A 14140-nucleotide genomic window follows, 5' to 3' on the forward strand; every position below is an offset into this window, starting at 1 on the left:
CCGCCGGGCTTGGCACCATGGGCTTTGCTATTCCAGCAGCCATGGGTGCTCAAATCGGTGCACCAGACCGCGCCGTCTGGGCCATCGACGGCGACGGCTGCTTCCAGATGACCAACCAAGAATTGGCCACCTGTGTGATCAACAAGATCCCCATCAAGGTCGCGTTGATCAACAACTCCTCACTGGGCATGGTCCGCCAATGGCAGACCCTGTTCTATGACTCCCGGTATTCCAACACCGATCTCAACACTGGTGCCGATACGATTCGCGTGCCAGACTTCGTTAAACTCGCTGATGCTTACGGTGCCGTAGGTATCCGCGTGGAAACCGAAGACGAGATCGCCCCGGCCATCCGCAAAGCCATGGAAATCAACGACCGTCCTGTCGTGATCGACTTCGTGGTTTCCGCCGACTCAATGGTCTGGCCGATGGTGCCATCCGGAGTATCGAACGACCAAATTCAAGTAGCCCGGGACATGACCCCGGAATGGGACGAGGAGGACTAAGACATGCAACGCCACACTCTTTCGGTACTGGTCCAAGACGTCCCCGGTGTACTCACCCGGGTCGCCGGACTCTTTGCCCGCCGCGCCTTCAACATCGAATCCCTGACCGTGGGCCCTTCAGAAGTTGAAGGACTGTCACGCATGACCGTGGTTGTCGAAGCCCACGCCGACGCCCTAGAACAGGTCACCAAACAACTCAACAAACTTGTCAACGTCATCAAAATCGTTGAACTCATCCCGGAACAGTCTTCCCAGCGCGACCACATCCTGGTCAAGGTTCGCTCCGATGCATCCACCCGCGCATCGGTAGTCCAAGCTGTAGAACTCTTCCGCGCCAACGTCGTCGATGTATCCACCGACGCCGTGACAGTAGAAGCCACCGGTTCAGCACAGAAACTGGAAGCCCTGCTGGAAGTACTCGAACCCTTCGGCATTCGCGAACTTGTGCGTTCCGGCACCATCGCAGTTGCCCGCGGCGGTAAATCCATGACCGACCGTGCATTGACCAAATAACCCAACAAGATACCCACCCCAAGGAGAATTAAACTCTCATGGCCAAAAAATATTACGACGAAGACGCCGACCTGTCGCTATTGCAGGACCGCAAAGTAGCCGTCATCGGTTACGGTTCCCAGGGTCACGCCCACTCGCTGTCCCTGCGTGACTCCGGTGTCGACGTACGCATCGGCCTGGCCGAAGGCTCCAAATCCAAGGCCAAAGCCGAGGCAGAAGGCCTGAAGGTACTCACCGTCGCCGAAGCAGCCAAAGAAGCTGACCTCATCATGATCCTGGTCCCAGACCAACACCAGGCACAGGTATTCAAAGAATCCATCGAACCACACCTTGAAGAAGGCGACGCACTGTTCTTCGCCCACGGTTTTAACATCCGCTACGGTTACATCCAAGCCCCAGCAGGTGTCGACGTTGCCATGGTTGCGCCAAAGGGCCCAGGCCACGTAGTTCGTCGCGAATTCGAAGCCGGCCGCGGTGTGCCAGCACTGATCGCCGTTGAAAAAGACGAATCAGGCAAAGCAAAAGACCTCGCCCTGGCCTACGCCAAGGGTGTGGGCGGTACCCGTGCAGGTGTCATCGAAACCACCTTCACCGAAGAAACCGAAACCGACCTGTTCGGTGAACAGGCTGTGCTGTGCGGTGGCGCATCGCACCTGGTCCAGGCTGGATTCGAAGTCCTCACCGAAGCCGGCTACCAGCCAGAAGTTGCCTACTTCGAAGTACTGCACGAACTGAAACTCATTGTTGACCTCATGGTCGAAGGTGGCCTAGCCAAACAGCGCTGGTCGATCTCCGACACCGCGGAATTCGGTGACTACGTCTCCGGTCCACGTGTCATTGACGCTCGCGTGAAAGAAAACATGCAGGAAGTCCTCAAAGACGTTCAAAACGGCGCCTTTGCCAAGCGCTTCATGGACGACCAGGCCAACGGTGCAGTTGAATTCAAGAAACTGCGCGAAGCAGAAGAACAGCACCCAATCGAGGCCACCGGCCGCGAACTGCGCAAGATGTTCTCCTGGTTGCAAGACAGCGACGACGACTACACCGAAGGCACCGCCGCTCGCTAAGTCTGACTCGTTATACCTGCCAACGGGGTATCGGATTCCATCCGGTACCCCGTTAGTGTGTTAACGCCCGCAATACTTTCGCAGCGATACCATGAAAGAAGACGCATCCCTGGTCTCGTGGTAACCACCGCACACAAGGACAAGACAAAGGTAATGGAGAAGGACATGAATAACGTAGACCCGTCGACCGTGACCGCTGCTGACCTGCAAAACCCGCAGATTGACGCCGAAACGCTGCGGCACATCGCTCGGGTACGCCCGGATCTGCGGCAAGTCATTCTACAACACCCGAATTGTCACGCAGAGCTGGCAAATTTCATTCACGAGCTGCCCAACGATGCGCCGCCTGAACCACCGCACATGCAGCCCTATCCTGATCCATATCAGTCCTCCGGTAGTTACCAATCGCCCCCATACTCCTACGGATACGCTGCACCTCGGCCACTATCGCCCGATGATGAGAAACTCTGGGGCGTGCTGATGCACATCGGTAACCTCATACTGGGCTTCCTCGTCCCGCTGATCATCTGGTTGATCTACCGAGATCGCAGCGAAACACTCAACCAGCAGGGCCGGGCAGCACTCAACTGGGCGATTAGTTACCTAATCTATCTGCTGATCTCATCAGTACTTATCGTGGTGCTGATCGGTGGGATGATCTGGCCGGTGGTCATGATTTTGGATGTGGTGTTTTGCATTATCGCAGCGGTCAAAGCGGGCAGCCTGCAAGCCTGGAAATACCCACTGTCCATCCCGTTTCTTGAAGTCAGAATATAGGTTCATGCGGTGAGGTCTTGTTGAACTCGCATCATTGGTCTCTTGCTATGGGTATCGAAAGACCAATTGCGCATGTCGCTCTCAGGCGTTTGACTGCAGTTATCCTTGAACTTTCACTTCCGCGATCGCGTTGGGCTGCCCATTGGATGCGTCCGCATTTCGCACCCGCAATTCGACCACGGCGCCATCAGCGGTGTTGGTATAGGTGACAAACGTTGAACCGGCGCCAGCATCACTGGCGGTTTGTTGCCAATCCGAACCACCAGGCATGCTGATTTCTTCCAAGGCTTGGACAACTTCTGGTTCAGCCAGATCCTGCATGACAGGTTTATCTCCCTGGCCCCAGGCCACGATAAGCGCATCAGCATAATCGGTTGGGGACGTGGGAAAACCTGCTCCAGGGTCTTCACCGGGGGCTGAGTCGGCATCGGAATCATCTGGAATGGACGCAGTATCATCTGGCTGTTCGGTGACAGTCTGGGTTACCGTGACTACAGGCTCTGACGGTGTCGCGCTGGCTTCAGGTGTCTCATCGGACGCTTCGCCACAGCTGGTTAACACTAATCCTGCCGCAAACAGCACAACTGCAGCCGACCGGATAGAGATTTTCGCTGGCATTCCTGCCTCCCATCGCGTTATAGCCGGTGTAGATTTTGGATACCGGGCGGACCGCGGGGGAGATGTGCCCATACGGGCCATAACCCCATTGTCTGCCAACCAGTGCAACGGGGCAACCCGGCAGCAGTGGTTGGCATCTTCGTGATATAACGCAGTGCGTCCAAGGATCTTTGGGCATGCCTACGACGTCGGTCTGAACATGGCCAATCATTTGCGGTTCTCTACTACCCATGACTGCAAAGGCTGCCTGTTGAGCATCCGGCGGTCTCTGAGTCCTTCGCGCTGGTAAGTTCCACCAACGATGGCACCGACCACACCCAGTCAGAGACACCTGGAGCAAATCCATCAGGCCGCACTATGGCCGCGAGGGTTTCCTACTTTGAAATCCCAGGTGCCGGGCATCTCTACTAAACGTTGAGCCGTTACTCGCGATTCCTGAGATGCAACCCTGCTTGATTCGGCGATAAGACGGACGATGGGATGTGCATCTCCATCGCGGTAGGCCCACAGGGTGCGAAAGTAGTCGTGCCTGCGAGAAGCAAACGCAGCAGCAATCGGAATTGTCGTATAGCGCGTATACCCTCGTTGTCGCAACAGTGCAATGATCATGGCACGTCCGATTCTGCCGTTTCCGCCCGTGAAGGGTGGATGTTTTCAAATTGCGCATGCATTATCGATGCCTGGACAAGTACTGGTATGTCATTTCGGTTACTAAAAGTAATCAGATTGTGCATGAGCCGTGAAACTTCGCCTGGAGGTGGAGGAATATGCAATGCTCCACGTGGTGAATGATCCGAACCTGCAATCCAGTTCTGCACCTTGCGGTACTTGCCGGCATACATGGCCTCCAGACCTGCATCTGCCATCAGCATTCGGTGAGATTCTAGAATACTGGCCTTGTTGATGCCATTTTCTAATAAATGATCAATCGCCTCTGTCGCATGTACCATTGCCAGTGCCGACCGGTTCGATCGGTTGCCGGAAAAAGCTCTGAGATAGTCTTCTACAGTTGCATGCTCATCTTGAATTTTTGAACTTGCAATCGCTTCGGTCCTGAGCATCATCCCCGATAGTGGTGCCAAGTGCTTACCGTACTCAGCATCTAACCGTGAAATCTCATCTAATACCGTCTCACACTCAGAAATAAGTGCTCCAGACACCAACGGTTCTAAGGCTGCAATTTGTGGCGGGATATATGCGTGGAAACTGGTGAATTTCCTGTCTTCGCGTGGACCGCTTTCAGCTCTCTACCTTTGAAGCACCAGGGTGTGAGGCGGAATCTCAAGCCTGCTGGTAGGTGGCAGGAATCTGAGTGCCGCCCTTGTGCTTTCAGAGGGCTTCGACCGGGAGGAGTCTTCTGTCATAGATCCCAGGATATTCCCTTAGTCCCAGTTAAGGTAAGAAAGTGGGACTAGAGAAGCTATAGTCCCACTTCAGTTCGTGTCGGGTGAAGTTAGTCTTCGAAAGCTGCTTTCATACAGCGCATTGCGGCCAAGGTTTTGGGTACGCCGATATAAGGCATCAGGTGGACGAAGCATTCGGCAACTTCTTCTTTGGTCATGCCTGCGACGTCGACGGCGGTCTTGATGTGGCCGGTCAGCTGCGGCTCAGTGCCGCCCATGGCTGCAAGTGCCGCCATATTCAACATCTGACGGTCTCGGAGTTCAAGCCCTTCGCGCTGGTAGGTTCCACCAAAGACTGCACCGACCACCCAATCAGATGCACCGGGTGCAAATTCGTCGAGTTGTCGTTTCCAAGCAGCAGCACCCTCGGGTGACTGGGTGTCCTGGACAAACTGATTGCCTTTATCCATGCTGAGTTCCACAGCATCCTCCTTTAAACAAAAAATGAGCCATCAGCAGGTTATCAGTTGGCCTGCTGATGGCTTGAGGTGTCTCGCAAGATCAAGCGGCTGCTGGGGTGAGGTATGCCTTCAAGTTAGCCACCGCAACATCCCATGTGTCGTAGTAGGAATCATCGCCTGGTTCTCCAGCGAAACCTCGAAATTCAAGAATCATGTGTGTGCCATCAGCAACGCGATCGAGCCGGACGGTGATGATGGGTAGATCTTCTGGGTTGAGACCAGGTGCACCCCAGGTGAAGACCAGATGATCATATGGCTGGACTTCCTTATAGACTCCGCCTGACGTCATGCGTTGCTCGGTCTCCTGGTGCACGCTGGTGTAGATGTAGTAACCGCCCGGACGCACATCGAATTCAAGTTCTTCGCGCGGTGTTGAGGTCAGCGGTAGATGCCACCAGTGGGCAATAGCGTCTGGTTCGGTCCACGCATGCCACACTTCTTCCGGGGTTGCCTGAATATAGCGAATGATTGTGAACCCTTTGGACATATCGGTAGTTTGCATGGTGTCTCCTCGTACTGAAACCGAATAGGACGTTGACTACATGTTGCTCTGAGTTGAAACCCGAATCAACGCCCAGTGGCATTTGCCCAATTGTTAACGCAGTCTTTACTCAGTTCTCGAGATGCTGACTCATGCCTTGCTTGTCTGAAATATCGGACGGGCCGGCAAAATTTTTCGCAATTATATGGCGCGGCTCGGCCGAGAAGCACCCCTGGATGCTTCTCGGCCGGGCTACGGAACACCTGTGATTTTCCTACTGTTCATCAAACAGTAGTTCTCGGATTCAGCTGAGGTGCTCCTCTAGTACGTCAAGCGCTTCATCCCACCCGTCATAGAAGAACTCGTCGCCAGCTTCACCATGTACTCCACGCAGTTCAAACGTCATCATGGTGCCACGTTCCATCGGTTCAAGACTTACCGTAATCACGGGCGTATCTTGTGGATCGCTTCCTGGTTCACCCCACGTCAAGACCAGACGCCGCGGTGGGTCAAGTTCGAGATAGACGCCGCCAGTAACGAAGCGCTCGCCCGTAGTATCGCTGACCATGGTGTAGCGGTAGGTCCCGCCAACACGCAGATCAACTTCGATCTCTTCACGGGGTGTCGATGTGTTGCGAGGGTGCCACCATCGGGCCATTGCATCGGGATTGGTCCACGCATGCCAGACCTCTTGCGGCGTTGCATTTAATGCGCGGGTCATGGTGAACCCCTGAGTCATATCGGTTTTAGTCATCGGTTTTCTCCTTGGTGAGGTAGTCCTCGAGGTGATCAAACCGGTCCGCCCATTCAGCACGTTGCTGCTCGATCCAAGAAGTCACCTCATCAAGTGCGTCGTCTACCAAAACACACTCGATCCACTGTGCACGACGACGGCGTTGGATGAGACCGGCTTTCTCAAGCACGCCAAGATGCTGAGAAATAGCCGGTCGGCTCATTGGATAATGTTCCGCCAATTGACCAACAGTCATGGGACCGTTCTGCAATCGTTGCAGAATATCCCGACGTGTCGGGTCGGCCAACGCGGCAAATGCGGAATTCAATCGACCTTCTGCTGTCATATAAGTAACCTCTTACGTAAGCGGTAACTTACATGATACTCGCGTGTTGTGGGCCAGGCAAGGGGTGCCATCGTTGCGTACATGGCTTCCAAGTCGAGCTGTAGCGCTTGGTGCGTGCGTGGGTCAATGGTGAGATCATGCCTTTCGTTGGCGGCAGCGCGCGTGCTACGATCCACGCAGGTGACCCGGGTCACTATTGAGTTTTCTTGTGGGAAGGACCGAGGTTGGTGCAACAATCTTTCGCTAGTACAACAAAGATTCAGGAACTTATCGCCACAGTAGGCGAGGGCAAGGTCGTCACCAATCCAGCCACGGTTGATAACTATCGTCGCGATCGGGCCAATGATCCCGACGCCGGTACCCCGATAGCCGTCGTGCGAGCGACGAGTTCGGAAGACGTGCAGGCCGCCATCCGGTTCGCTGCGTCACATGCGATTCCGGTGGTGGCTCGCGGGGCAGGCTCAGGATTATCTGGTGGAAGTTCTGCCGTCGACGGCAGTATCGTCCTGTCACTGGAAAACATGCGCGATATTACGATCGACCCCATCACCAGGACGGCCGTGGTGCAGCCGGGCGCTTTTAACGCAGAGGTCAAGGCTGCCGCAGCTGAGCATGGCTTGTGGTACCCGCCCGATCCATCATCATTTGAATTTTGCTCGATCGGCGGCAACGTTGCAACGAATGCCGGCGGACTATGTTGTGTGAAATACGGTGTAACCGCTGATTACGTATCGGGTATGAAAGTTGTGCTCGCTGACGGCAGGCAAGTCTCGCTGGGTGGCACGCAGATCAAAGATGTTGCTGGATTGAATCTGACACAACTATTTATTGGCAGTGAAGGCACCCTGGGTGTGATAACCGAGGTCACGCTTCGGTTAGTGCCCGCCCAACGCCCACCTACAACACTGGTCGCAACATTCTCGAGCCTCGATGAAGCTATGGACGTGATTCTCGCGGTCACATCAACGATGCGTCCATCCATGCTGGAATTTATGGACAATTACACCATTAACGCCGTCGAAGACCTCACCAGGATGGAACTAGAGCGAGATGCCGCTGCGATGTTAATCGTTCAATCCGATGAGCCGGCAGAACTTGCAGCTCAAGAGATCCAACAGATCGAATCGATATGCCAGCAATATAATGCCACAGATGTTTTTCACACTTCGGACGCCGAAGAAGCTGAAGCAATCATCATGGCACGACGTATGGCCATCCCCGCGGTTGAACAGAACGGCACCTTGTTGTTAGAAGATGTCGGTGTTCCCTTGCCCCAGTTGGGGGACTTGGTCCGCGGCATTGACGAGATCTCACAGTTGAGGAATGTGCCGATTGCGGTGATCGCTCATGCCGGTGATGGTAACACGCACCCGTTATTGGTCGTTGATCCCACCGATAGTGAGCAGCAGCAACGAGCGCAACGTGCCTATGGTGACGTGATGGACCTGGCTGTACGACTGGGCGGAACGATCACCGGCGAGCACGGCGTCGGCCGACTCAAGCAACCCTGGTTGGTGAACTCAATTGGCAAAGAAGCGCTGGAGTTGAACCACCGCATCAAAAAGGCATTTGATCCGCAGAACATTCTCAACCCCGGCGCGGTTTTTGAACCCACTGGCTTCACCACCAACGAATAGACGAACGGGAAAACCGACATCTCCCAGGAAATACCTGTCAGCGGTCTGGCTTACCTGCGTTTGGGCCGGTACACACGCCCGAAGCTGGATCTTGCCCCGTCGTAGATCTCTGCAAGTTGCCAGTCATATCGCTGACCACCCGGAACATCAAAGATGCGCGTCCCATCTCCCAAAAATACCGGTGCCACAAAGACCTGAAGTTCATCGATCAGGTCATATGCAAGTGCCTGTCGTGCTATATCGGCACTAATAATTTGCAGATCTTTGTTTCCGGCTGCTTCTTTGCCGATGTGAATCGCTTCGTGAATGTCACAGTTCAGCGCAACGATGCCTGGCCCCGAATCACCCTGCTGAATGAGGCGCGGATCTGTTGCAAGCTCCTCGGGCCGATGCGTGAGAATGAACTCAATGCCTTCCCATGCGCCACCATAAGCTTCTGCGGTGAGGTCGTCGCGTTGAGCCATTTGGGCTATCGCGGCATCATAACCCCGACGCCCAGAAAGGATCGCCCCAACAGCATTGGCTAGCTGAGCGGTTAACTCGGTATCGGCGTTTTCGGCTGAGGTAAGCCAACTCATATCGTGCCCTGGGCCGCTTATAAATCCGTCGATCGAACATGTAAATCCCCAGACAACTTTGCCCATGCCATTGCCCTCCCCGCTGGTTGCATGACTGACAGTTCCGTAGTCAAATGCATTGAGGGCGATCGGGCAAGAGCCGTGATGGATCGACGCGCCATGTCAGTTCCGCCATCAGCACAGAGGCCTGTGACGTCGTACAGACAGTTGTTCGACAATGGCGCAAATGCGGGCATCGGCATTGCTGATAGTTGTCGCCACGGTCGGTGAATCAAAGCTTGGACCGGGCGAGGTGGGGTGCTCGGTGACCAGAAGCTTCACTGAGTGTCCGAGTACCACCTCGTGCAATAAAACGCCGTAAGATAGTTGCGGTGAGCCGTATGTGAGCTCACGACCGTGATTTCCTATTATTGAAAGTGTGTCGTACGTGTCCAAACCCGTAGTGCTAATCGCAGAAGAACTCTCTCCGGCCACCATGGATGCTCTTGGATCCGACTTCGAGATTCGCCACACCGATGGTGCTGACCGTGACCAGTTGCTCCCAGCGCTCGCTGACGCCGATGCCGTCCTCATTCGTTCGGCCACGCTCATGGACTCCGAAGCCATCGGTGCAGCCAAGAACCTCAAAGTGATCGCACGTGCCGGAGTCGGACTCGACAACGTCGATACACAATCCGCCACCGAAGCCGGCGTCATGGTGGTCAACGCCCCAACCTCCAACATCATCTCCGCTGCCGAACTGACCTGTGGCCATATTCTCGCCGCTGCCCGAAACATTGCGCCAGCCAATGAATCCTTGAAGGCAGGTCAGTGGAAGCGCTCTGCCTATAAGGGCATCGAGCTATATGAAAAGACCCTGGGCATCATCGGCCTGGGTCGTATTGGCTCATTGGTGGCCGAACGCATGAAGGCCTTTGATATGAACATCCTGGCCTATGATCCTTACGTCACTGCCGCCCGCGCACAAAAAATGGGTGCCCACTTGGTCAGCCTAGACGAGCTGCTGGAAAGCTCAGACTTTATCACCATTCACATGCCACGTACCCCAGAGACCATGGGCATGATCTCGGATGAACAATTCCAAATGATGAAAGATTCGGCCTATGTCATCAACGTTGCTCGCGGCGGCCTCATTGATGAAGAAGCCCTGGGTCGCGCCCTTGATGCAGAACTGATTGCCGGTGCCGGTATCGACGTCTTCGTCAACGAGCCCGCCAAAGATCTGCCATTCTTCAAACACGACTCTGCCACCGTCACCCCACACCTGGGTGCTTCAACCGAAGAAGCCCAAGAAAAAGCCGGAGTGGCTGTCGCCAAATCAGTTCGCCTGGCATTGGCCGGTGAACTCGTCCCAGATGCCGTTAACGTTGCCGGCGGTGTTATCGACCCCTACGTTCGCCCAGGTATCCCACTGACCGAAAAACTCGGTCGCATCCTCTCGGCCGTCATGAAGGGCGTATCGGTTTCGGCCATTGAAGTCGAAGTCGCCGGCGAATTGGCCGAACGAAACGTTGATTCACTAAAACTTGCCGCACTCAAAGGGGTCTTCACCGACGTCGTCTCCGGCCACGTCTCATATGTGAACGCGCCAGTGCTAGCTGAGGGGCGCGGTATCGAGACTCGGCTGTCGACCACCACGAACTCACCGCATTACCGAAACATCATCACCGTGAAGTCGGTTGCCGCCGATGGCCAACAATTTAGCGTGACCGGCACCTTGACCGGACCAAAACAGATCGAGAAACTGGTAGGCATTAACGACTACGAATTTGAAGTCGCGATTGCCGACCACATGTTGATTCTGGAATATCAGGACCGGCCAGGGGTTATCGGCACCATGGGTATGCAACTGGGGGATCGCAACATCAACATTGCCACCATGGACGTCGCACTGCGCCACGACGGAGCCAAAGCTCTGGCCGTGCTGACCCTGGACTCGGCACTGCCTGCCGGTCTGATGGACCAAGTGGGCGAAGCGATTCACGCAGCCAAAACCGCAGAGGTTGATTTGGAGGAAACCGGACGGTGAACACCACCTACTACCTGACAACAGCCATCGCCTATCCAAACGGCGAGCCGCACATTGGCCACGCCTACGAATACATCGCCACCGATGTGATGGCACGATTCAAACGGCTTGACGGGTACGATGTTCGCTTCCTGACCGGAACCGACGAACACGGTCAGAAAATGCAGCAGACCGCACAACAGCAAGGACTGGCCCCTTTGGAGCTGGCCACGCGTAACGCTGATGTGTTTCGAAAAATGGATGACGACGTCCTGGACATCTCCTACGACCGGTTCATCCGAACCACCGACGACGACCATAAAGCCTCGGCTCAAGAGGTCTGGCGTCGCATGGAAGCCAACGGGGATATCTACCTGGATACCTATTCGGGTTGGTACTCTGTGCGCGATGAGCGCTTCTTCGCCGACGACGAGACCCACGTCAATGACGAGGGCGTGCGCATCGCCACCGAAACCGGCACCGAGGTTACCTGGACCGAAGAAGAATCCTATTTCTTCCGCCTGTCCAACTACGCCGATAAACTGCTGGCACACTACCGCGCTAATCCAGGATTCATCGCCCCACAAACGCGTGCCAATGAAGTCATCCGCTTTGTCGAAGACGGACTGGAAGATCTGTCGATCTCACGAACCTCATTTGATTGGGGCATCCCGGTCCCGCAAGCCACCGATCCTGCGCTGAAAACCGATAAGCAACACGTCATGTACGTGTGGGTGGACGCGCTAACCAACTACATCACCGGTGCTGGCTTCCCAGATGCCGACAGCGAACTGACCCGCTACTGGCCGGCTGACCTGCACGTCATCGGTAAGGATATTTCTCGGTTCCACTGCATCTTCTGGCCGGCATTTTTGATGTCGGCCGGCCTCGAACTACCAAAGCGCGTCATGATCCACGGCTTCCTCAATAATGAGGGCGAAAAGATGTCCAAATCGCTGGGTAACGTAGTGCACCCGGCCGGCTGGGTCGAACGCTACGGACTGGACACCGTGCGCTTCTTTTTACTGCGTGAATTCCCATTCGGTGCTGATGGTTCGTATTCACACGAGGGGGTAGTGCGTCGCAAAAACGCTGATCTGTCGAATAACCTGGGCAACTTGGCTCAGCGCAGCCTGTCAATGGTATATAAAAACGTTGACGGCCAGGTGCCACAGCCAGGGGAGCTGACCGCTCAAGACGAAAAGATTCTGGCAGATGCCGCAGGCCTGTTAGAAACCTGGCGCACGCACTTTGAAGTCCAAGACTTCTACCGTGCCCTGGGAGCCGCATGGAAAGTCTTAGACGATACGAACAGCTACTTCGCTGAACAACAGCCCTGGGTGCTGCGCAAAACCGACGAAGCCCGGATGCAAACCGTGCTGTGGGTGACCCTAGAAGTTGTCCGTCGCATCGCCTTATTGATCCAGGCGGTCATGCCCGAATCGGCAACCAAGCTGCTCGATGCCCTAGGGATTGAAGCTTCGGCCGATGCCGGTCGCACGAATAGCTCGGGCCAGGGACCACGATCCTATGCTGCTTGGGATGACAAGCTTGCCCCGGGCACGCCGGTCGCCAAGCCCACTCCGGTGTTCCCACGCCATGAAGAAGACGAATAAGAAGGTAGAGCATATTGAGTAACAACGTACTAGATCTCGCCCTCATCCCAGGCGATGGCATCGGACCCGAAGTCACCGCCGAAGCACTCAAAGTGCTCAAAGCCGCCATTGGTGAAGACAACGTCAAAACCACCGAATACGACCTGGGCGCTGAGCACTGGTTAGAAACCGGCGAAACGCTCACCGATGAGACCCTAGAGGCCATTGGCGGACACCAGGCGATCTTATTCGGCGCCGTTGGTGCTGCACCAAATGACACCCGCATCCCATCTGGTCTGCTGGAACGTGAGATCCTGCTCAAACTCCGCTTTACATTTGACCACGCGGTGAACTTCCGCCCCTCGGTACTCTACCCGGGCGCCACTTCACCGCTAGCCAACCCTGGAAATATTGATTTCGTCGTCTTTCGTGAAGGCACCGAAGGCCTCTACGTTGGCAACGGTGGTTCCATGCGCACCGGGACCAAAAACGAAGTGGCCAACGAAACATCCGTGAACACCGCCTACGGTGTTGAACGCGTGGTCCGTGCCGCATTTGAATACGCCCAGGGCCGGGAACGCAAACACGTCACCCTGCTACACAAGCACAACGTATTGGTCCATGCCGGTCACCTATGGAACCGCATCGTCAATGAAGTTGGCCAAGAATTCCCACAGGTCACCCACGATTACCTGCACGTGGATGCCGCCATGATCTTTTTGACCACCGACCCGGGCCGCTTTGACGTGATTTTGACCGATAACATGTTCGGCGATATCGTCACCGACCTAGCCGCTGCCGTCACCGGCGGCATTGGGCTGGCCGCTTCCGGCAACCTGAACATCAACGGCACCGCACCATCGATGTATGAGCCAGTTCACGGCTCAGCACCAGATATCGCCGGCCAACAGAAAGCCGACCCAACCGCAGCTATCCTATCGGCAGCCATTTTGTTGGAACAAGAAGGCTATGCAGATGCGGCCCTGCGAGTCAATAAGGCAGTATGGGAAGACCTCGCCGCACGCGATAACACCACCCGCACTACCCAGGAAGTGGGCGACGCGATCGCAGCTGCAGTCTGACGACGCACACCCCGGCAGCATTTTTAAAGAATTTTCGCCCGGCAGGGCCGGCAGAAAGGTCAATCATGGAATTTCAATACCAACCCAATCCAAAGCCATTTGCAGAGGCAGACCGTGCCAAAGTACTAGCTGACCCGGGATTTGGACACTACTTCACCGATCACATGGTGACCATTGAATGGACCGCCGATGTCGAAGGCCAGAACAAAGCATTTGAGGCCGGAGAATACCTCAACATGGTCGGGAACTGGTCCAATGCTCGTATTGAACCATTCGGTCCACTGTCGCTGAGCCCTGCGGCTGCCGTGCTGCATTACGCCCAGGAAATCTTTGAA

The 14140-nt window shown here is 55.3% G+C and carries 16 protein-coding genes and 1 pseudogene; 9 read left to right on the plus strand and 8 right to left on the minus strand.

Annotated features, from left to right (window positions below; genetic code table 11):
- The 4 genes from K8V32_RS09385 to K8V32_RS09400 form a co-directional block, all read left to right on the plus strand.
- Positions 1 to 506: thiamine pyrophosphate-dependent enzyme (locus tag K8V32_RS09385; protein ID WP_303906306.1), on the plus strand; the 506-nt coding region annotated here is incomplete at its 5' end.
- Between the two features lie 3 nt (positions 507 to 509).
- Positions 510 to 1019, plus strand: a complete 510-nt coding sequence (gene ilvN / locus K8V32_RS09390; RefSeq protein WP_303906309.1) for an acetolactate synthase small subunit — start codon at positions 510 to 512, stop codon at positions 1017 to 1019.
- A 38-nt stretch (positions 1020 to 1057) separates the two neighbouring features.
- Positions 1058 to 2086: a ketol-acid reductoisomerase gene (gene ilvC / locus K8V32_RS09395; protein WP_303906312.1), complete on the plus strand. Its 1029-nt coding sequence runs from the start codon at positions 1058 to 1060 to the stop codon at positions 2084 to 2086.
- A gap of 165 nt (positions 2087 to 2251) precedes the next feature.
- The gene (locus tag K8V32_RS09400; RefSeq protein WP_303906315.1) at positions 2252 to 2863 is read left to right on the plus strand and encodes a DUF4870 domain-containing protein; all 612 of its coding nucleotides are present in this window, start codon (positions 2252 to 2254) and stop codon (positions 2861 to 2863) included.
- Positions 2864 to 2962: 99 nt separating this feature from the next.
- Here K8V32_RS09400 and K8V32_RS09405 read toward each other — a convergent pair whose 3' ends face one another.
- The 7 genes from K8V32_RS09405 to K8V32_RS09435 form a co-directional block, all read right to left on the minus strand.
- On the minus strand, positions 2963 to 3481 hold the full coding sequence (locus tag K8V32_RS09405; RefSeq protein WP_303906318.1) for a hypothetical protein: 519 nt from the start codon (positions 3479 to 3481) through the stop codon (positions 2963 to 2965).
- A 345-nt stretch (positions 3482 to 3826) separates the two neighbouring features.
- Entirely contained in the window at positions 3827 to 4090 is a 264-nt protein-coding gene (locus tag K8V32_RS09410) for a hypothetical protein (protein ID WP_303906321.1), read from the minus strand.
- Positions 4087 to 4641 (minus strand): Fic family protein, encoded by a 555-nt coding sequence (locus K8V32_RS09415; protein ID WP_303906324.1) that lies wholly within the window; start codon positions 4639 to 4641, stop codon positions 4087 to 4089. The genes K8V32_RS09410 and K8V32_RS09415 overlap by 4 nt, the downstream gene beginning before the upstream one ends.
- Positions 4642 to 4934: 293 nt before the next feature.
- Positions 4935 to 5306 carry a carboxymuconolactone decarboxylase family protein gene (locus tag K8V32_RS09420; protein WP_303906327.1) on the minus strand — a complete coding sequence of 124 codons (372 nt, stop codon included), beginning with the start codon at positions 5304 to 5306 and terminating at the stop codon, positions 4935 to 4937.
- Positions 5307 to 5385: 79 nt separating this feature from the next.
- On the minus strand, positions 5386 to 5847 hold the full coding sequence (locus K8V32_RS09425) for an SRPBCC family protein (protein ID WP_303906330.1): 462 nt from the start codon (positions 5845 to 5847) through the stop codon (positions 5386 to 5388).
- Between the two features lie 283 nt (positions 5848 to 6130).
- Entirely contained in the window at positions 6131 to 6580 is a 450-nt protein-coding gene (locus tag K8V32_RS09430; protein ID WP_303906333.1) for an SRPBCC family protein, read from the minus strand.
- Positions 6573 to 6905 carry an ArsR/SmtB family transcription factor gene (locus tag K8V32_RS09435; protein ID WP_303906335.1) on the minus strand — a complete coding sequence of 111 codons (333 nt, stop codon included), beginning with the start codon at positions 6903 to 6905 and terminating at the stop codon, positions 6573 to 6575. The genes K8V32_RS09430 and K8V32_RS09435 overlap by 8 nt, the downstream gene beginning before the upstream one ends.
- Positions 6906 to 7132: 227 nt before the next feature.
- On the opposite strand from K8V32_RS09435, the gene K8V32_RS09440 reads away from it, so the two are divergent.
- Positions 7133 to 8542 carry an FAD-binding oxidoreductase gene (locus K8V32_RS09440; protein WP_303906339.1) on the plus strand — a complete coding sequence of 470 codons (1410 nt, stop codon included), beginning with the start codon at positions 7133 to 7135 and terminating at the stop codon, positions 8540 to 8542.
- A gap of 50 nt (positions 8543 to 8592) precedes the next feature.
- On the opposite strand, the gene K8V32_RS09445 is transcribed toward K8V32_RS09440, so the two are convergent.
- Complete coding sequence (locus K8V32_RS09445) at positions 8593 to 9186, minus strand: dihydrofolate reductase family protein (RefSeq protein ID WP_303906342.1); 594 nt, start codon at positions 9184 to 9186, stop codon at positions 8593 to 8595.
- Between the two features lie 361 nt (positions 9187 to 9547).
- Between K8V32_RS09445 and serA the strand changes: the two genes are divergently transcribed.
- The 4 genes and pseudogenes from serA to K8V32_RS09465 all read left to right on the plus strand — a co-directional run.
- Complete coding sequence (serA, locus tag K8V32_RS09450) at positions 9548 to 11149, plus strand: phosphoglycerate dehydrogenase (protein WP_303906346.1); 1602 nt, start codon at positions 9548 to 9550, stop codon at positions 11147 to 11149.
- Complete coding sequence (gene metG / locus K8V32_RS09455; protein WP_303906349.1) at positions 11146 to 12744, plus strand: methionine--tRNA ligase; 1599 nt, start codon at positions 11146 to 11148, stop codon at positions 12742 to 12744. The genes serA and metG overlap by 4 nt, the downstream gene beginning before the upstream one ends.
- Before the next feature lie 14 nt (positions 12745 to 12758).
- Positions 12759 to 13805, plus strand: coding sequence for a 3-isopropylmalate dehydrogenase (locus tag K8V32_RS09460; protein WP_303906352.1), 1047 nt, complete (start codon positions 12759 to 12761; stop codon positions 13803 to 13805).
- A 65-nt stretch (positions 13806 to 13870) separates the two neighbouring features.
- A pseudogene (locus tag K8V32_RS09465) lies at positions 13871 to 14140 on the plus strand (hypothetical protein); the annotation flags it as partial.

The sequence above is a fragment of the Enteractinococcus helveticum genome (assembly GCF_020742345.1).
Classification (GTDB): domain Bacteria; phylum Actinomycetota; class Actinomycetes; order Actinomycetales; family Micrococcaceae; genus Yaniella; species Yaniella helvetica_A.

Excerpts from the sequence above, each read along its gene's own strand:
- ilvN (WP_303906309.1), top strand. The coding sequence starts at position 510 with ATGCAACGCCACACTCTTTCGGTACTGGTCCAAGACGTCCCCGGTGTA.
- ilvC (WP_303906312.1), top strand. The coding sequence starts at position 1,058 with ATGGCCAAAAAATATTACGACGAAGACGCCGACCTGTCGCTATTGCAG.
- K8V32_RS09400 (WP_303906315.1), top strand. The coding sequence starts at position 2,252 with ATGAATAACGTAGACCCGTCGACCGTGACCGCTGCTGACCTGCAAAAC.
- K8V32_RS09405 (WP_303906318.1), bottom strand. The coding sequence starts at position 3,481 with ATGCCAGCGAAAATCTCTATCCGGTCGGCTGCAGTTGTGCTGTTTGCG.
- K8V32_RS09410 (WP_303906321.1), bottom strand. The coding sequence starts at position 4,090 with ATGATCATTGCACTGTTGCGACAACGAGGGTATACGCGCTATACGACA.
- K8V32_RS09425 (WP_303906330.1), bottom strand. The coding sequence starts at position 5,847 with ATGCAAACTACCGATATGTCCAAAGGGTTCACAATCATTCGCTATATT.
- K8V32_RS09430 (WP_303906333.1), bottom strand. The coding sequence starts at position 6,580 with ATGACTAAAACCGATATGACTCAGGGGTTCACCATGACCCGCGCATTA.
- K8V32_RS09435 (WP_303906335.1), bottom strand. The coding sequence starts at position 6,905 with ATGACAGCAGAAGGTCGATTGAATTCCGCATTTGCCGCGTTGGCCGAC.
- K8V32_RS09445 (WP_303906342.1), bottom strand. The coding sequence starts at position 9,186 with ATGGGCAAAGTTGTCTGGGGATTTACATGTTCGATCGACGGATTTATA.